Annotated in this window: 18 protein-coding genes; 15 read left to right on the plus strand and 3 right to left on the minus strand. The window is 61.4% G+C overall.

The window, feature by feature from the left end; all coding sequences use genetic code 11:
• Positions 1–79 precede the first annotated feature (79 nt).
• Positions 80–1,042 carry a GlxA family transcriptional regulator gene (locus tag C5J24_RS00575; RefSeq protein WP_105414793.1) on the plus strand — a complete coding sequence of 321 codons (963 nt, stop codon included), beginning with the start codon at positions 80–82 and terminating at the stop codon, positions 1,040–1,042.
• Position 1,043: 1 nt separating this feature from the next.
• Here the strand turns inward: C5J24_RS00575 and C5J24_RS00580 are convergent, their stop codons facing one another.
• From C5J24_RS00580 to C5J24_RS00590, 3 genes are all read right to left on the minus strand, one after another.
• Positions 1,044–2,705, minus strand: coding sequence for an alpha-amylase family protein (locus C5J24_RS00580; RefSeq protein ID WP_105414795.1), 1,662 nt, complete (start codon positions 2,703–2,705; stop codon positions 1,044–1,046).
• 92 nt (positions 2,706–2,797) lie between these two features.
• Positions 2,798–3,106, minus strand: a complete 309-nt coding sequence (locus C5J24_RS00585; RefSeq protein ID WP_105414797.1) for a putative quinol monooxygenase — start codon at positions 3,104–3,106, stop codon at positions 2,798–2,800.
• Positions 3,107–3,229: 123 nt separating this feature from the next.
• The gene (locus tag C5J24_RS00590) at positions 3,230–4,537 is read right to left on the minus strand and encodes a flagellin (protein WP_105414799.1); all 1,308 of its coding nucleotides are present in this window, start codon (positions 4,535–4,537) and stop codon (positions 3,230–3,232) included.
• A gap of 283 nt (positions 4,538–4,820) precedes the next feature.
• On the opposite strand from C5J24_RS00590, the gene urtA reads away from it, so the two are divergent.
• The 14 genes from urtA to ureC all read left to right on the plus strand — a co-directional run bounded on the left by urtA (position 4,821) and on the right by ureC (position 16,389).
• On the plus strand, positions 4,821–6,110 hold the full coding sequence (urtA, locus tag C5J24_RS00595) for an urea ABC transporter substrate-binding protein (RefSeq protein WP_046603671.1): 1,290 nt from the start codon (positions 4,821–4,823) through the stop codon (positions 6,108–6,110).
• Between the two features lie 132 nt (positions 6,111–6,242).
• Positions 6,243–7,817, plus strand: coding sequence for an urea ABC transporter permease subunit UrtB (gene urtB / locus C5J24_RS00600; RefSeq protein WP_105416529.1), 1,575 nt, complete (start codon positions 6,243–6,245; stop codon positions 7,815–7,817).
• Positions 7,814–8,983: an urea ABC transporter permease subunit UrtC gene (urtC, locus tag C5J24_RS00605; RefSeq protein ID WP_105414801.1), complete on the plus strand. Its 1,170-nt coding sequence runs from the start codon at positions 7,814–7,816 to the stop codon at positions 8,981–8,983. Before urtB ends, urtC begins: the two co-directional genes overlap by 4 nt.
• A gap of 12 nt (positions 8,984–8,995) precedes the next feature.
• On the plus strand, positions 8,996–9,757 hold the full coding sequence (gene urtD, locus C5J24_RS00610; RefSeq protein WP_105414803.1) for an urea ABC transporter ATP-binding protein UrtD: 762 nt from the start codon (positions 8,996–8,998) through the stop codon (positions 9,755–9,757).
• A gap of 1 nt (position 9,758) precedes the next feature.
• The gene (gene urtE / locus C5J24_RS00615) at positions 9,759–10,454 is read left to right on the plus strand and encodes an urea ABC transporter ATP-binding subunit UrtE (protein WP_105414805.1); all 696 of its coding nucleotides are present in this window, start codon (positions 9,759–9,761) and stop codon (positions 10,452–10,454) included.
• Positions 10,455–10,674: 220 nt separating this feature from the next.
• Positions 10,675–11,832: a PHB depolymerase family esterase gene (locus C5J24_RS00620; RefSeq protein WP_172723806.1), complete on the plus strand. Its 1,158-nt coding sequence runs from the start codon at positions 10,675–10,677 to the stop codon at positions 11,830–11,832.
• Positions 11,769–12,614 carry an urease accessory protein UreD gene (locus C5J24_RS00625; RefSeq protein ID WP_105414809.1) on the plus strand — a complete coding sequence of 282 codons (846 nt, stop codon included), beginning with the start codon at positions 11,769–11,771 and terminating at the stop codon, positions 12,612–12,614. The genes C5J24_RS00620 and C5J24_RS00625 overlap by 64 nt, the downstream gene beginning before the upstream one ends.
• An 18-nt stretch (positions 12,615–12,632) precedes the next feature.
• Positions 12,633–12,935: an urease subunit gamma gene (locus tag C5J24_RS00630; protein ID WP_046635146.1), complete on the plus strand. Its 303-nt coding sequence runs from the start codon at positions 12,633–12,635 to the stop codon at positions 12,933–12,935.
• Between the two features lie 12 nt (positions 12,936–12,947).
• Entirely contained in the window at positions 12,948–13,199 is a 252-nt protein-coding gene (locus C5J24_RS00635) for a DUF1272 domain-containing protein (RefSeq protein ID WP_105414811.1), read from the plus strand.
• Between the two features lie 11 nt (positions 13,200–13,210).
• On the plus strand, positions 13,211–13,516 hold the full coding sequence (locus tag C5J24_RS00640) for an urease subunit beta (RefSeq protein ID WP_046666682.1): 306 nt from the start codon (positions 13,211–13,213) through the stop codon (positions 13,514–13,516).
• A gap of 29 nt (positions 13,517–13,545) precedes the next feature.
• Positions 13,546–13,926 (plus strand): lysozyme inhibitor LprI family protein, encoded by a 381-nt coding sequence (locus C5J24_RS00645; protein WP_105416531.1) that lies wholly within the window; start codon positions 13,546–13,548, stop codon positions 13,924–13,926.
• Between the two features lie 106 nt (positions 13,927–14,032).
• Entirely contained in the window at positions 14,033–14,272 is a 240-nt protein-coding gene (locus tag C5J24_RS00650) for an AbrB/MazE/SpoVT family DNA-binding domain-containing protein (RefSeq protein ID WP_052754704.1), read from the plus strand.
• On the plus strand, positions 14,269–14,676 hold the full coding sequence (locus tag C5J24_RS00655) for a PIN domain-containing protein (RefSeq protein WP_105414815.1): 408 nt from the start codon (positions 14,269–14,271) through the stop codon (positions 14,674–14,676). Before C5J24_RS00650 ends, C5J24_RS00655 begins: the two co-directional genes overlap by 4 nt.
• A 3-nt stretch (positions 14,677–14,679) precedes the next feature.
• A complete protein-coding gene (ureC, locus tag C5J24_RS00660) occupies positions 14,680–16,389 on the plus strand; it encodes an urease subunit alpha (protein WP_105414817.1) in 1,710 nt (569 codons plus the stop codon).
• Positions 16,390–16,398: the final 9 nt, after the last annotated feature.

The raw sequence follows: 16,398 nt of genomic DNA on the forward strand, positions 1-16,398 counted from the left end.
ACGTTTTTCAGGCTGATATTCCGCCACGCCGGCTCGGTTGCCTATTGTCAATATTGACATTGTTGATAGTGTTTTTGCCATGAAACTACAGATCCTTGCGCTCGATCCCGTCTTCGATACCGGCCTGTCGACCATACTCGACGTGTTCACCATGGCGAACGAGCTTGCGGCGATGCTGTCGCTCGATGTGCCGGCCTTCGACGTGTCGGTGATCGGGGTGCGCAGACAAGTGAAGACGGCGCATGGGCTTGCCGTGCCGATCTCCGGGAGTTTCTATCCGGAGGCCGGCGGCTGGCTGGTCGTGCCGGCGATCGCCTCCAAGATGCCGGACGTGCTGGTGCCCGCGCTCGACCGTCCCGACATCCGCGATGCGGGGGCGGTGTTGCGCGAGGCCAAAGCGGCGGGCATGAACATTGCCGCCGCCTGTATCGGCACGTTCGTTCTGGCCGAATCCGGCCTTCTCGACGGAGAGAAATCGACGACCAGCTGGTGGCTCGCACCGCTCTTCCGCCAGCGTTATCCCTCCGTGCAGCTGGAAGACGGCCACATGCTGGTGAAATCCGGCTCGCTGGTGACGGCGGGCGCGGCACTCGGCCATATGGATCTGGCGCTCTGGCTGGTGCGGCAGGTGAGCCCGGAGCTTGCCGGCCTTGTGGCGCGTTACCTCATCGTCGACAACCGGCCGTCGCAGTCGGCTTACGTGATCACCGACCATCTTTCTCATTCCGATCCGCTGGTGCAGCGTTTCGAGCGCTGGGCACGCGGGCGTCTCAGGGAGGGGTTTTCGCTGGACGACGCGGCCGATGCGGTCGGCGCCAGCAAGCGGACGCTGGCGCGGCGCATGCAGCAGGTGCTCGGCAAGACGCCGCTCTCCTATTTCCAGGATCTCCGTGTCGAGCGCGCCGTGCATCTCCTGAAGACCAGCGACAAGAGCCCCAACGAAATCGCCTCACTCGTCGGTTATGCGGATGGCGTTACGTTGCGGGCATTGCTGCGGCAAAAGACAGGCCGCGGTGTGCGCGAGGTGAGGGCGGGCGGTTAGCCTAGACTTCCCTGCGGCGCAGCAGATAGTCCAGACCGCCGACCCGGAACCAGCGATAGGCATAGGCGTCGAGCAGAAGCCGGTGCCGGCCGTTGGCATCCGCCTCGCTGTTGCCGCCGTCCGCGATATCGATGAGCAGGTCGCCGTGTTCGCCGATACCGACTACGAACGTGACCTCGACCGGCCTCGAATGCAGGTTGTGGACGATCAGCACGGAATTGTCGCGCCAATCATAGCGGAGCGCCAGCACCCCGTTGTCTCCGGTGTTGAGGGCGGTGCAAGCGCCCCAGCCGATCTCTGGCACTTCCTTGCGCATGCGGATCAGACGTTCCGTCCAGTTCAGCATCGAGTCGGGATCGCGTCGCTGTTCCGCGACGTTCAGATATCTGAAGCCGAGCGGCCCTGCGCTGATGACCGGCAGGACCGGCTTGTCGTTCTTGGTGAACCCGCCATGCGGCTCGGCCGACCATTGCATCGGCGTGCGGGCGCAGTTGCGCTCCGGCAGCGACAGGTCGTCGCCCATGCCGATCTCGTCGCCGTAACGCAGGACCGGCGTGCCGGGCAGCGAAAACAGCAGGCTGTAGGCGAGTTCCAGGCGTCTTCGGTCGTTCTCCAGCATCGGCGCCAGCCGCCGTCGGATGCCGCGGTCGTAAAGCTGCATGTTCTTGTCAGGCCCGAATACCGAAAACACTTTCTGGCGCTGTTTTTCGGTCAGGCGACCAAGATCGAGTTCATCGTGATTGCGCAGGAACATGCCCCATTGTCCCGTTTCAGGCCGATCGCTGGTATTGACGATCGCTTTTGCCAGCGGCCGGGCGTCTCCCGAGGCAAGCGCATAAAACAGGGCCTGGTTGACGTGAAAATTGAACATCATCTGCATACGGTCGCCATCATCGCCGAAATAAGCGAGGTTCTCCTTCGGCACGACATTGGCTTCGGCAAGGATGATCGAATCTCCGAGCCGCCATTGCAGGAATTCGCGAAAAACCCGGAGCATGTCGAACTGCGCCCTCGGCTTTTTTACGTCGGCGCCCTTTTCGGCGATCACGAATGGCACGGCATCCATGCGGAAACCGGAAACGCCGAGCTGGATCCAGAAACCCATGATCTTGAGGATTTCCGCCTGTACATGCGGATTGGAGGTGTTGAGGTCCGGCTGAAACTCGTAGAAGCGGTGAAAGTAATATTGCTTGGCCTTTTCGTCATAGGTCCAGGTCGTCTTCTGCACGCCCGGAAACACCATTCCCTCGTTGGCGTTCGCCGGCTTCTTGTCGGACCAGATATACCAGTCGCGATAGTAGGATTCCGGATTGCTTCGGGCGTCCTGGAACCAGGGGTGTTCATTGGACGTATGGTTGACCACGAGGTCTATCAGCACCCTTATGCCGCGCTGCCGGGCGCCGTGGGTGAACTCGACGAAATCGCCGAGCGTGCCGTAGCGCGGGTCGACATTATAGTAGTCGGAGACGTCGTAACCGTCGTCCCGGCCGGGTGAGGTCTGGAACGGCATCAGCCATACGGCGCTGACGCCGAGACCGGAGATATAGTCCAGCCGCCGTTGCAAGCCCTGGAAATCCCCGATCCCGTCGCCATTGGAATCCATGAAGGTCTCGACGGAGAGGCAATAGACGACGGCGTTCTTGTACCAGAGGTCGTTGATCACGGGTTCGAGCTCCTCGGGTGGTTGGCGGATCCGGGGAGGCAAGCGCGTGAGGCGGGGAAATGTTCCCGAGAGGGAACGGCCTGGCCGAAGATTTACGCGGCGCGGTCTCCCCGCAGCGGGCGCCAGACTGAAATTTCGCGCGGGCTGGCGAGCAGATCCGGCAGGGCCGCGTGCCAGGCCTCGCGGTAGGGGCGCTGCAACTGCACGTCCAGGACGTCCTGATGATCCTCCCAGGTCTCGTAGAGCATCACGTGGTTCTCGTTCCCGGGATCGGCATGCAGCACGGCATTGTGGAACATCGGTTCGTGCCGCATGGCATCGAGCACGCCGTTCAGAAGAGTCATGAAGCGATCGCGCTGGGCTGGGAGGATATCGAAACGAATGACATAGGTAATGGGCATGGGCTGATCCTTTCACGCTGCAAAGCTGGATCCTGGGATAGATGCCATCGGTCGCCGGGTCGACTACCTCGGAGGTCATATATCGCACGTGCAATGCGCGCCTGCCCTCAAGGACGACGGTCTTTACCGGAAGAGAGACAGGATGTTTTGCGCGTCCGAATTGGCGATGGAAAGCGACTGGGTCGCGAGTTGCTGCTGGACTTGCAGAGCCTTGAGCCGGCTCGACGCCTCGCTCATATTCGCATCGACGAGGCGCCCAATGCCTCTGTCGAGACTGTCCGCGAGACTGTTTCCAAATGCTTCCTGCATCGCGATCCTCGACCTGAGCGAGCCAAGGTAGGCGCCGGCCGATATGACCTTCTGCTGCATCTCGTCGAGAACCAAGGTAATTGTCGGAAAATCGATGTCGGGATCGGTGACGTCGATATCGAGAATATCGATACCCTCCGGCGGCAGCGTCCGGGTGTGGACGGGCGGCTGGACGGTGATCAGCTCTGCGGCGAGAGGAATGATGGCGCGAAAGAAGATATTCGGCGTCCCGCCCTGAGCCGTCAACAAGGCGTCGGAGGGCGCCTTGTTGAGAAACGTTGCCTGCTGGAGGACTTTCGCCCAATCGGCAGAGCTTTCAATATCTCCGTCGAAGCCGTACCCCGCTTGGCCTCCGAGCGCCTGATCGACGACACTTTTGGTGATGACGAACGTATCGTTGGACGTACCGACCGAAAAGTCGACCGTGATGACATCGAATTTCGTGATCGTGAAGGGCTGGTCGAATGCCGGGCCTGGCACGTCGCCATAACCCGATGTCGAAAATCCGACCAACCCACCGAGCGTGCCGAGGCCATAACCGAGATCCGGATCAGGTTCTTTCTGCAGGATCCCGCCGCCGCCATTCTTGAACAGTGCGATTTTCGACAGATCGACGTCGATGGTCCCGACGGAGACGGTTCCATCCTCGCTGCGATTGAACGATGATACGACAGACGTCTTCGCGCCTGCTTCGCTAACCTCGCCCTGCATGTCCGACCGCAGCCAGTTCTGGCCGGCGAAGCTTGCGGAGTTGGATATCGAGACGATCTGCTGCTTCAACTGCTCCAGTTCTTCCTGGATCTTGTTCTTGTCTATTCCGTCCTGCTGGGCGGAAACGACCTTGGCCATGAACGCCGCCAGGAGATCTGTGGTCGCAGCGATGCCTTCATAGGCGGTCTCGACCTTTGCGGCTCCGAGGCCAAGGGCGTCCTGCACGGCCGAAAGGGCACCATTGTCAGATCGCATGGTGGTGGCGATCGACCAGTAGGCGGCGTTGTCGGAAGCTTGGTCGACACGCAAGCCGGTCGCGACCTGCCGCTGCGTGCCCAACATCTGGCTGTCGAGAGAGCGAAGCATTTGGAGCGCAGAAGCAGCTCCAGCATTCGTGAGGATGCTACTCATGGGATCTACACCGAAACAACTCCCCGCCCTACATGTGCGTCGGGTCATACAATCCAAATATGGTTAATATATCGATAAATACGCTCGATACTGACCGTGCCGGCGCTGTTTGCTGAAGATGCCAGCTGGGAGTAGGACTTCTACCCCCCGGCATTCCTCTTCCCCCTTCTCCCCCTCCGGTACGTCATTCGACGTATACGGTTTTGCGATGCAGCAACGGATAGTCGCTTAAGCAACGGTTAAGTTCTTCGTTGCGGACGAACGAGAAGAGGGGTTCGAACCAATGACATTCAAATCCAAACTGGGTGGCGCGCTGCTCGCTGCCGTAATGTCGACGACGGCGCTGCAGGGTGCTTTCGCCGCTGACGACACCATCAAGATCGGTGTTCTGCACTCGCTTTCGGGCACCATGGCCATCTCTGAGACCACCCTCAAGGATGTCATGCTGATGCTCATCGCCGAGCAGAACAAGAAGGGCGGCGTGCTCGGCAAGAAGCTCGAAGCCGTCGTCGTCGACCCGGCCTCCGACTGGCCGCTGTTCGCCGAAAAGGCCCGTCAGCTGATTTCCAAGGACAAGGTTGCCGCCGTTTTCGGTTGCTGGACCTCGTCTTCGCGCAAGTCGGTCCTGCCGGTCTTCGAAGAGCTGAACTCGATCCTGTTCTACCCGGTCCAGTACGAGGGTGAAGAATCCTCGCGCAACATCTTCTACACGGGTGCCGCTCCGAACCAGCAGGCGATCCCTGCCGTCGACTATCTGGCCAAGGAAGAAGGCGTCAAGCGCTGGGTCCTGGCCGGTACCGACTACGTCTATCCGCAGACGACCAACAAGATCCTCAAGGCCTATCTGATGTCGAAGGGCGTTGCCGAGTCCGACATCATGATCAACTACACGCCGTTCGGTCATTCCGACTGGCAGACGATCGTCTCCGATATCAAGAAGTTCGGCTCGGCCGGCAAGAAGACCGCCGTCGTCTCGACCATCAACGGCGATGCCAACGTTCCGTTCTACAAGGAACTCGGCAACCAGGGCATCAAGGCTGAAGACATTCCGGTCGTCGCCTTCTCGGTCGGCGAAGAAGAACTCGCCGGTCTCGACACCAAGCCGCTCGTCGGCCACCTGGCCGCCTGGAACTACTTCCAATCCGTCGATGCTGATGTGAATGCCGAATTCATCAAGGAATGGAAGGCATTCACCAAGAACGACAAGCGCGTCACCAACGATCCGATGGAAGCCGCCTATATCGGCTTCAACGCCTGGGTAAAGGCCGTCGAAGCCGCCGGCACCACCAATACCGACGCCGTGCTGGATAGCATCATCGGCGTCTCCGTTCCGAACCTGTCGGGTGGTACGTCCACCGTCATGCCGAACCACCACATCACCAAGCCGGTGCTGATCGGTGAAATCCAGGCTGACGGCCAGTTCGACATCGTTCAGGAAACCGCACCTGTGGTCGGCGACGAGTGGTCCGATTACCTGCCGGACAGCAAGAACCTGATCTCCGATTGGCGCAAGCCGATGTCCTGCGGCAATTTCAACGTTGCTTCCGGCAAGTGCGGCGGCAAGGGCAGCTGATCCGATTGCCTTAGATGGTCATCGACATCATCGCGGGCGGCGTTCAGTCGCCCGCGATCTCGCAAGGGGGTTCCAATGACGAGCAAAGTTCCTTTCCGCGTTCTGCAGAGCCTTGGTCTTCTGCTCTGCCTGATGTTTTCCTTCGCCGCGCCATCGTTCGCGCAGCAGACCGATCCCAAGCCGCTGATCGACGCGCTCTCCAAGGCGGATTTCAGCGAAGCTGAAAAACTGATCGGCCAGCTCGCTGCCACCGGTGATGCGCGGCTCGTGCCGGCGCTGAATGCCTTTTCCGAGGGCGACCTCTATTTCCGCAAGTCGGATAACCTGGTGTTCATCGGCAAGGCGGCCGGCTCCAATTATGAGTTGACCGATCCGGTCACAGGCGCTTCGGCGGGCCAGGCCGCCAAGAACGCCGTCACCAAAATCAAGATCAACAACAGCCTGCGCCGCGTCATCCGTTCGGCCATGGGCGGCCTGACGCTATTGAGCCCGGATCGCGGCGTCCGGCTGCAGGCGGCCGATGCGGTGCTGCGCTCGCCGAGCGCCGAAAATCTCGAGCTTATCGAGACCGCAATCTCCAAGGAGACGGACGGCGAGGTCAAGGCCCGCATGGTTGAGGCGCGCGCCGTGTCGCTGCTCTCCTCCGACCGCTCCATCGACGAAAAGCGGGCCGCGATCCAGACGATCAAGAATTATGGCGGCCGCAACGCGATCGGCATCCTGATGGGCGCATCCGCGTCGCTCGATCCGAGCCTCAAGGGCGATGTCGATGCGGCGATCGCCAGCATCGAAAGTGGCCAGCGGCTTTGGGATATCGGCCAGAACGTCTGGTACGGCGTTTCGCTCGGTTCAGTCCTGCTTCTGGCGGCGATCGGGCTCGCGATCACCTTCGGCGTCATGGGCATCATCAACATGGCGCATGGCGAAATGGTCATGCTCGGTGCTTATTCCACCTTCGTGGTGCAGCAGCTCATCCGCGACCACGCGCCCGGCCTGTTTGACTGGTCGCTGGCGATCGCGCTTCCGGTTGCCTTCCTCGTCACCGGCGCCGTCGGCCTGGTCATCGAGCGCGGCGTCATCCGCTTCCTCTACGGCCGGCCGCTCGAAACGCTGCTTGCCACCTGGGGCGTCTCGCTGATCCTGCAGCAGACGATCCGCTCGCTCTTCGGCCCCACCAACCAGGAAGTCGGCAATCCGTCCTGGATGTCCGGTTCCTTCCCGGTCGGTGGCATGACCATCACCTGGAACCGCATGTGGATCATCGCCTTCTCGCTGTCGATCTTCGTGGCGCTGCTGGTGGTGATGAAGAAATCCTCCTTCGGCCTCAATATGCGCGCCGTCACCCAGAACCGCCGCATGGCCTCGTCGATGGGCATCAAGACGCCCTGGGTCGACGCTTTCACGTTCGCCCTCGGCTCCGGCATCGCCGGCATCGCCGGCGTCGCGCTCTCCCAGATCGACAACGTCTCGCCGAACCTCGGCCAGAGCTACATCATCGACAGTTTCATGGTCGTGGTGTTCGGCGGCGTCGGCAATCTCTGGGGCACGCTGGTCGGCGCGCTGTCGCTCGGGGTGCTCAACAAGTTCCTTGAACCCTCGGTCGGCGCCGTGCTCGGCAAGATCCTGGTTCTGGTGCTGATCATCCTGTTCATCCAGAAACGTCCGCGCGGTCTCTTCGCGCTCAAGGGAAGGGCGGTGGAAGCATGATTTCCGGCTTTGTCTTCCGCGCCCTCGAGGGCCGCATCGTCGTAGCCGTCGGCATTCTTCTCGGCATCGGCATCCTGGTGCCGGCGCTTAACCTCTTGACCTCGCCCGATAGCGCGCTGCACCTCCCGACCTATGCCATGTCGCTGTTCGGCAAGTATCTCTGCTATGCGCTGCTGGCGCTGGCGCTTGATCTGGTCTGGGGTTACTGCGGCATCCTCTCGCTCGGCCACGGCGCCTTCTTCGCCCTCGGTGGATATGCGATGGGCATGTACCTGATGCGCCAGATCGGCCCACGCGGCGTCTACGGCAACCCGATCCTGCCGGATTTCATGGTGTTCCTGAACTACAAGGAACTGCCGTGGTTCTGGCATGGCTTCAACTGGTTCGTCTTCGCCATGGCGATGGTGATCGTCGTTCCCGGCCTGCTCGCCTTCATCTTCGGCTGGTTCGCCTTCCGCTCCCGCGTCAACGGCGTCTACCTGTCGATCATCACCCAGGCGATGACCTACGCCCTGCTGCTCGCCTTCTTCCGCAACGACATGGGCTTCGGCGGCAATAACGGCCTCACCGACTTCAAGGATATCCTCGGCTTCTCCGTCCAGGCGGACGGCACGCGGGCGGTTCTGTTCTTCATGTCGGCGCTGATGCTGTCGCTCTGCCTGATCCTCGCCTCGGCCATCGTCCGCTCGAAATTCGGCAAGGTGCTGGTCGGCGTGCGTGATGCGGAAAGCCGGGTGCGCTTCCTCGGCTTCCGGGTCGAGAATATCAAGCTCTTCACCTTCGTCGTGTCCGCCATGATGGCCGGGATTGCAGGCGCACTGTTCGTGCCGCAGGTGGGCATCATCAATCCGGGCGAATTTGCGCCCGCCAACTCGATCGAAGTCGTCGTCTGGACGGCGGTCGGCGGCCGCGGCACGCTGATTGGCCCGATCATCGGCGCCATCCTCGTCAATGGCGGCAAGAGCTTCTTCACCGGCGCCTTCCCGGAAATCTGGCTGTTTGCGCTCGGCGGCCTGTTCATCGCCGTGACGCTCTTCCTGCCGAAGGGCATCGTCGGAACGATCCAACATGGCTTCAAAGCCCGCAAGGCGCTGAAGGCTGCGGCGGATGCCGAAAAGGGCAGGGGCGACGCTGCGGCGGTGGCCCAGGCCCAGGCGGCGGAATAGGGGCACGCAACCATGAACACGATTTCCGAAACACGACAGAAAAGCCTGCTCTATCTCGAAAACGTCTCGGTCTCCTTCGACGGCTTCAAGGCGCTGAACTCGCTGTCCTTCGTCGTGGAGCCCGGTGAACTCAGGGCGATCATCGGCCCGAACGGCGCCGGCAAGACGACGATGATGGACATCATCACCGGCAAGACACGGCCTGATACCGGTACGGTCCTGTTCGAGGATGCGATCGACCTCACAAAAAAGGACGAGGCGGACATCGCCCAGCTCGGCATCGGACGGAAATTCCAGAAGCCGACCGTGTTCGAAAGCCACACCGTCTGGGACAACCTGGAACTGGCGCTCAACCGGTCACGCGGCGTGTTCGCCACCTTGTTCTACACGCTGTCGCCGGAGGACAAGGCTCGCATCGAGGAGATTCTCGAAACGATCCGCATGACCCACCGAAAGAACGAATACGCCGCCAATCTCAGCCACGGCCAGAAACAGTGGCTGGAGATCGGCATGCTGCTCGCCCAGGAACCGAAGCTGCTTCTTGTCGACGAACCTGTCGCCGGCATGACGGATGCGGAGACGGCCGAGACGGCGGTTCTGCTCAAGGAAATCGCCAAGACCCGTTCGGTGGTCGTCGTCGAACACGACATGGGCTTCATCCGCGAACTCGGCGTCAAGGTGACCTGCCTTGCGGAAGGTTCGGTACTCGCCGAAGGCTCGATTGATTTCGTCTCGAACGATCCGAAGGTGATCGAGAATTATCTGGGGCGCTAACATGCTGACAGTCAACAACGTCAATCTTCACTATGGCGCAGCGCAGGCGCTGCGCGGTGTCTCGATCCATGCGGATATGGGCAAGATCACTTGCGTGCTGGGGCGGAACGGCGTGGGGAAGAGTTCTCTTCTCCGCGCCGTCACCGGCCAGCATCCGGTCAGCGCCGGTACGATCAGCTTCCAGGGGGAGATCCTGAACGGTCTCGCGCCCTATAACCGCGCCAAGCACGGCATCGGCTACGTGCCGCAGGGCCGGGAAATCTTTCCGCTTCTGACAGTCCAGGAGAACCTCGAAAGCGGTTACGCCCCGCTCGCGCGCAAGGACAAGTTCATCCCGGACGAGATCTTCTCGCTGTTTCCGGTGCTGAAATCGATGCTCGGCCGGCGCGGCGGGGACCTCTCCGGCGGCCAGCAGCAGCAGCTTGCGATCGGCCGCGCCATGGTCACCCGTCCGAAGATTCTCGTGCTCGACGAGCCGACCGAGGGCATCCAGCCGTCGATCATCAAGGATATCGGCCGGGCGATCCGCTACCTGCGCGATTCAACCGGCATGGCCATTCTCCTGGTCGAACAGTATCTGGACTTCTGCCGGGAGCTGGCCGACCAGGTCTACATCATGGATCGTGGCGAGATTGTGCACGAAGGGGCGGCCGAGACTCTGGATACGGCAGAAGCAAGGCGGCATCTGACCGTCTGAGGCCAGTATTTTTACTGGTGAATGTTTGTATCGCGTTGCAGCACTTCGTGCGTTTCAAGGGCCGCTAATATATGTTAACAACACTGCGTTTTCAGGGCATTCCGCATATTTGTTGACAACCCCCGCACCCCATGATGAGGCGCTGATGGTCTTTGCACGCGTTGCCGGTTTCTTCTCTCGTTCCGCTCTTACACGCATGGTTGCTGTAGGAGCGGTTTTTTTGGGCGCCACGACCTTTCTCGGGTCGACGACCGGCAGCGCCCTTGCCGCAGGCTGCGGCCAGCCGATGGAAGCCGGTCGCCACCGGATCACCATCGAGACCGACGGTATCGCCCGTTCGGCCATCTATTTCATTCCATCGTCCTATACCGGCAAGGACAAGGTTCCGCTGGTTTTCGATCTCCATGGTAGCCACAGCAACCCTGAAGGGCAGCTGAACAGAAGCTCCTGGGACAAGGTCGCGGAGAAAAACGGCTTCATCGTTTTGGCCCTGCAGGGCAGCCTGCCGGGGAGTTCCGGAGGCACCTATGCCTGGAACGTGCCCTTTGTCACCGTACAGCAGGGCGGCCTCGACGAGATCGCATACATCAAGCAGGCCCTGAATACCGCAAAACAGCAGTTCTGCGTCGAACCGGCCCGCATCTATGCCTCCGGTTATTCCGGTGGCGGCCGCATGTTGTCGGCCTACCTCTGCTCCGGTCATGACGATTTCGCAGCCGCCGGCTTCGTGCATTCGCTGCGCGCCGGACGCCCGGTCGAGGCCGACGGCAAATGGGGTCCGGATGCCCAGGGCTGCAATCCGGCGAAGCCCATCTCGATCATGGCTTTTGCCGGCGTCAAGGATGCAGCCAACCCTTACGCGGGCGGCGGCAATACCTATTGGCAATACGGATTCAAGACAGCAATCCAGCGGTGGACCGAACTCGACGGCTGCAAGGGCAATGGCGACGTAAAGACCGTCGACGGCGTGACCTTCAGTCTCTACGGTACCTGCAAGAACGGGGCACGCGTCGCATCCTACGTCTTCGCCAACGGCACGCATGACTGGCCGAAACCGGTTGCCGCCACGGAAGCTGTGATCGCTGCCGCCAAGGACGGTGCCGCGAGCGTCACCAAGGTGGCCGCGGTCACCGTTGCCAAACCGGCGTTCGACGCCAATGTTGATCCGGCTTCGCGGATGTGGGAGTTCTTCGGCAAGGCCGACAGCACCGACGTGATCGCCACCGCAGCACCCGCCAAGATCGGTTCGGCGGCCAAGTCTGGCACGGGCGTTGCATCGGGCTGCGGAACCGAAGCCGATCTTCAGGGGACGACGTGCAACAGCAACCAGCCGATCGATATGCGCCGCAGCGGGCAAGGGGTGCAGGACGCCTTGTAACCAAGGCTTTCGGCGGGCGGACACGGCTCGCCGAATTCTATCAGGAAGGCTGCGCAAAAATTCGCCTTCCGGAAACATTTTCGCCTGAAATGGAGGCGATTTTAATCAATACGTCGGGGGGACTGACGGGCGGCGACGTGATCGAATGGTCCGTCGCCGCTGCCGCTTCGACAAGACTGTCGGTCACCACCCAGGCGAACGAGAAGATCTATAAGGCCTCGTCCGGCACGGCCTCCGTCTCCACCCATGTCACTGTCGGCGAAGACGCATCGGTCCACTGGCTTCCCCAGGAAACCATCCTTTTCGACCAGTCCTCGCTGACCCGCCGGCTAGACGTCGATCTTTCCGAAAGGTCCGAATTCCTGGCCGTCGAGGCGGTTCTGTTCGGCCGCAAGGCGATGGGCGAGGCGGTCGCGAACGGTTTCTTCCGCGACCGCTGGCGGGTGCGCCGCTCTGGCCAGTTGATCCATGCGGAAGAGATGAAGTTCGAGGGCGAGATCGAGCAGCTTTCCCAGGCCGCCGCCGTGCTCTCCGGCCAGGTCGCCTTCGCGACGCTGTTTTACACCGGGCCGCTCGCCGAAATGCTCTTTCCGAAACTCCGCCAGATTGTCGACGGCACGCCCGGCGGAGCCAGCCTTTGGACCGGCGGAGCCAGCCACTGGAACGGCAAGCTGATCGCCCGGCTGGTGGCGCCGACCGGATTTGACTTGAGAAAAATCCTGACACCGGCAATTTCCGTATTGCGTAACGGCGCGCCAGTGCCGAAAGTCTGGAACATCTGATCTTACAGCGGGATTCCCATGAACCTGAGCCCACGAGAAAAAGACAAACTGCTGATTTCCATGGCGGCGATCGTCGCCCGACGCCGGTTGGATCGCGGGGTCAAGCTCAACTATCCGGAAGCGATCGCCCTGATTACCGATTATGTGGTGGAAGGTGCGCGCGACGGCCGCTCGGTCGCCGACCTGATGGAGGCCGGCGCCCATGTCGTCACTCGCGACCAGGTTATGGAAGGCATTGCCGAGATGATCCACGACGTGCAGGTGGAGGCGACCTTCCCGGACGGCACCAAGCTCGTCACCGTCCACGAACCGATCCGCTGAGGAGGCCCCAAGATGCTGGAACTGCGCCCCAATTGCGAATGCTGCGACAAGGATCTGGCCCCGGAAAGCCGCGAGGCGATGATCTGCACTTTCGAGTGCACGTTCTGCGCCGATTGCGCGGCCGACGTGCTCAAGGGCACCTGCCCGAACTGCGCCGGCGAACTGGTTCGCCGGCCGGTGCGCACGGCAGCGGCGCTCGCCCGCCATCCAGCCTCCACCAAACGTGTTCTGAAGGCCGAGGGCTGTGCGCCCAAGGCGGCTTGAAGGAGAATACCATGATCCCCGGCGAAATCATTGCCGCAGAAGGCGAAATCGAGCTCAATGCGGGCGCTCCGACGGTGACCATAAAGGTCGCCAATACCGGTGACCGGCCGGTGCAGGTGGGCAGCCACTACCATTTCTTCGAGACCAATAACGGGCTCTCCTTCGACCGGGACAAGGCGCGCGGCATGCGTCTCGATATCCCGGCCGGCACGGCTGTCCGTTTCGAACCCGGCCAGATGCGGGAAGTGACGCTGATCCCGCTTTCGGGCAAGCGCGAGGTCTATGGTTTCCAGCAGAAGATCATGGGTGCGCTGTGAAGCCCGCATTGGCGTTTTCCGCCGCGTTCATGACGCTTCTTGCCCTGCCGGCGGTGGCGCAGGAGCCGAAGGCAAATTGCAAGAACCCGCAGACGCAGATGGAGATGAACATCTGCTCGCAGCGCGACTACGAGGCCGCCGACAAGGCTCTTAATGCCCAGTACCAGACAACCCGCAAGGCGATGAAAAAATGGGATGCGGATAGTTCCGCGGACCTCAAAGGCGCCGAGGATGCGCTCGTCAAGGCGCAACGCGCCTGGGTCGTCTATCGCGACGCGCAATGCATCTCCTCCGGCTTCCAGGCCCATGGCGGCTCGATGGAGCCGATGCTGATTTCCGGATGCCAGGCGGACCTCACTCGCAAGCGCATTGAGGAGCTCAAAGAGCTGACCGAGGCGATGGGGAACTGACACGCATGTGTGGAGAAATTGCTAAGGTAGGGAATTTTTGATAAGTAGGGAGAAGCAAGAAAGTTAGGGAGCGATGGCAATGGGTAGATTCGAGGCGAAGACATCCATGAAGGGACAAGCCACAATTCCGGTCGAGGTCAGGAGAGCGCTCGGCTTGCCTCCGGGCGGCTTGGTGCAGTTCATCGTCGATGACAACGGCAAGGTTTCGGTCGTGGCGAAGAAGAGCGGGCTTTCGCATATCAAGGGAATCTTCGGAAAGGCGGATGGCCCTATCGACATCGACGAGGCTATCTACGAGACTGTGAGGCGCCGCACGGCCATCGACCGGCAGGAGGATGATCCTTGATCGGTATCGATACCAATGTCCTGGTGCGCTACGCCCTTGACGATGATCCACACTGGTCGCCGATCGTCACCCGGTTCCTCGATACGCAGCTATCCCCACAACGGCCCGGTTACATTAATCCCATCACCCTTGTCGAGCTTGTCTGGACGCTGCGGCGCAAGCCCGAATACAACCGCTCCAAACTTGCCGATCTCATCGAAAGCCTTCTCGCATCGGACAGTCTCATACTTGGCGAGGCTGAGGCGGTCGAACGCGCGCTTGCAGCTTTCAGGCAAGGCGGCGCCGGTTTTGCCGATTATCTGATTGCCGAACTCAATGAAGCCGCCGGTGCTTCTCCAACCGTTACCATCGATCGCGGCGCGGCCAAGAAGGCGCCCTTTGTTTCACTTTCCGAGAAGGTCTGAACCATGCCCCACAAGATGTCCCGCGCCTCCTATGCCAGCATGTTCGGTCCGACCACGGGCGACAGGGTTCGGCTTGCCGATACCGAATTGTTCATCGAGGTGGAGAAGGATTTCACCGTCTATGGCGAAGAGGTGAAGTTCGGCGGCGGCAAGGTCATTCGCGATGGCATGGGGCAGAGCCAGGCGACGCGGGCGGAAGGCGCCGTCGATACGGTCATTACCAATGCGCTGATCGTCGACCATTCCGGCATCTACAAGGCGGACGTCGGTTTGAAGAACGGCCGCATCCACGCGATCGGCAAAGCCGGCAACCCGGATACCCAGCCGGGCGTGACGATCATCGTCGGCCCGTCCACCGAGGCGATCGCCGGTGAGGGCAAGATCCTGACGGCCGGCGGCATGGATGCGCATATCCATTTCATCTGCCCGCAGCAGATCGAGGAGGCGCTGATGAGCGGCGTCACGACCATGCTCGGCGGAGGCTCCGGCCCGGCACATGGCACGCTTGCCACCACCTGCACCGGCGCTTGGCACATCGAGCGGATGATCGAGAGCTTCGATGCCTTCCCGATGAACCTCGCGCTCGCCGGCAAGGGCAATGCGTCGCTTCCCGCACCGCTCGAAGAGATGATCCTCGCGGGTGCCTCGTCGCTGAAGCTGCACGAGGATTGGGGCACGACGCCGGCCGCGATCGACAACTGCCTGACGGTTGCCGACGCCTTCGACGTGCAGGTGATGATCCACACCGATACGCTGAACGAAAGTGGTTTCGTGGAGGATACGGTCGCGGCCATCAAGGGCCGCACCATCCACGCCTTCCACACGGAAGGGGCGGGCGGCGGCCACGCGCCCGACATCATCAAGATCTGCGGCAATCCGAACGTCATCCCGTCTTCGACCAATCCGACCCGGCCGTATACGATCAATACGCTCGCCGAACATCTCGACATGCTGATGGTCTGCCATCACCTGTCGCCGTCGATCCCGGAAGACATCGCCTTTGCGGAAAGCCGCATCCGCAAGGAAACCATCGCTGCCGAAGACATCCTCCACGATCTCGGCGCCTTCTCGATCATCTCCTCCGACAGCCAGGCCATGGGCCGCGTCGGGGAAGTGGCGATCCGCACCTGGCAGACGGCCGACAAGATGAAGCGCCAGCGCGGCAGCCTGAAGGAAGAAACCGGCAATAACGACAACTTCCGCGTCAAGCGCTACATCGCCAAATACACGATCAACCCGGCGATTGCGCACGGCGTTTCCCACGAGATCGGTTCGGTCGAGGTCGGCAAGCGGGCGGATCTCGTGCTCTGGAGCCCGGCCTTCTTCGGGGTGAAGCCGGAAATGGTGCTGCTCGGCGGCTCGATCGCGGCCGCACCGATGGGTGATCCGAACGCCTCGATCCCGACGCCGCAGCCGATGCACTATCGGCCGATGTTTGCGGCCTACGGCAAGCTGCGCACCAATTCCTCCGTCACCTTCGTCAGCCAGGCTTCTCTGGATGCCGGCCTTACCCAGCGCCTCGGCGTCGCCAAGAAGCTGGTGGCAGTCAAAAACACCCGCGGTGGCATCTCCAAGGCCTCGATGATCCACAATTCGCTGACGCCGCATGTGGAGGTCAACCCGGAGACATACGAGGTGCGGGCCGACGGCGAGTTGCTCACCTGCGAGCCCGCAACCGTGCTGCCGATGGCGCAGCGCTATTTCCTGTTCTGAGGCGCTGGC

The organism is Neorhizobium sp. T25_27 (assembly GCF_002968565.1).
Classification (GTDB): domain Bacteria; phylum Pseudomonadota; class Alphaproteobacteria; order Rhizobiales; family Rhizobiaceae; genus Neorhizobium; species Neorhizobium tomejilense.

What these genes read in the sequence shown, in the direction of transcription:
- urtB (WP_105416529.1), top strand. Translation starts at nt 6,243, where the DNA reads ATGTTTTCCTTCGCCGCGCCATCGTTCGCGCAGCAGACCGATCCCAAG.
- urtE (WP_105414805.1), top strand. Translation starts at nt 9,759, where the DNA reads ATGCTGACAGTCAACAACGTCAATCTTCACTATGGCGCAGCGCAGGCG.
- C5J24_RS00585 (WP_105414797.1), bottom strand. Translation starts at nt 3,106, where the DNA reads ATGCCCATTACCTATGTCATTCGTTTCGATATCCTCCCAGCCCAGCGC.
- C5J24_RS00640 (WP_046666682.1), top strand. Translation starts at nt 13,211, where the DNA reads ATGATCCCCGGCGAAATCATTGCCGCAGAAGGCGAAATCGAGCTCAAT.
- ureC (WP_105414817.1), top strand. Translation starts at nt 14,680, where the DNA reads ATGCCCCACAAGATGTCCCGCGCCTCCTATGCCAGCATGTTCGGTCCG.
- urtD (WP_105414803.1), top strand. Translation starts at nt 8,996, where the DNA reads ATGAACACGATTTCCGAAACACGACAGAAAAGCCTGCTCTATCTCGAA.
- urtC (WP_105414801.1), top strand. Translation starts at nt 7,814, where the DNA reads ATGATTTCCGGCTTTGTCTTCCGCGCCCTCGAGGGCCGCATCGTCGTA.
- C5J24_RS00645 (WP_105416531.1), top strand. Translation starts at nt 13,546, where the DNA reads ATGACGCTTCTTGCCCTGCCGGCGGTGGCGCAGGAGCCGAAGGCAAAT.
- C5J24_RS00650 (WP_052754704.1), top strand. Translation starts at nt 14,033, where the DNA reads ATGAAGGGACAAGCCACAATTCCGGTCGAGGTCAGGAGAGCGCTCGGC.
- C5J24_RS00630 (WP_046635146.1), top strand. Translation starts at nt 12,633, where the DNA reads ATGAACCTGAGCCCACGAGAAAAAGACAAACTGCTGATTTCCATGGCG.
- C5J24_RS00575 (WP_105414793.1), top strand. Translation starts at nt 80, where the DNA reads ATGAAACTACAGATCCTTGCGCTCGATCCCGTCTTCGATACCGGCCTG.
- C5J24_RS00635 (WP_105414811.1), top strand. Translation starts at nt 12,948, where the DNA reads ATGCTGGAACTGCGCCCCAATTGCGAATGCTGCGACAAGGATCTGGCC.
- C5J24_RS00590 (WP_105414799.1), bottom strand. Translation starts at nt 4,537, where the DNA reads ATGAGTAGCATCCTCACGAATGCTGGAGCTGCTTCTGCGCTCCAAATG.
- urtA (WP_046603671.1), top strand. Translation starts at nt 4,821, where the DNA reads ATGACATTCAAATCCAAACTGGGTGGCGCGCTGCTCGCTGCCGTAATG.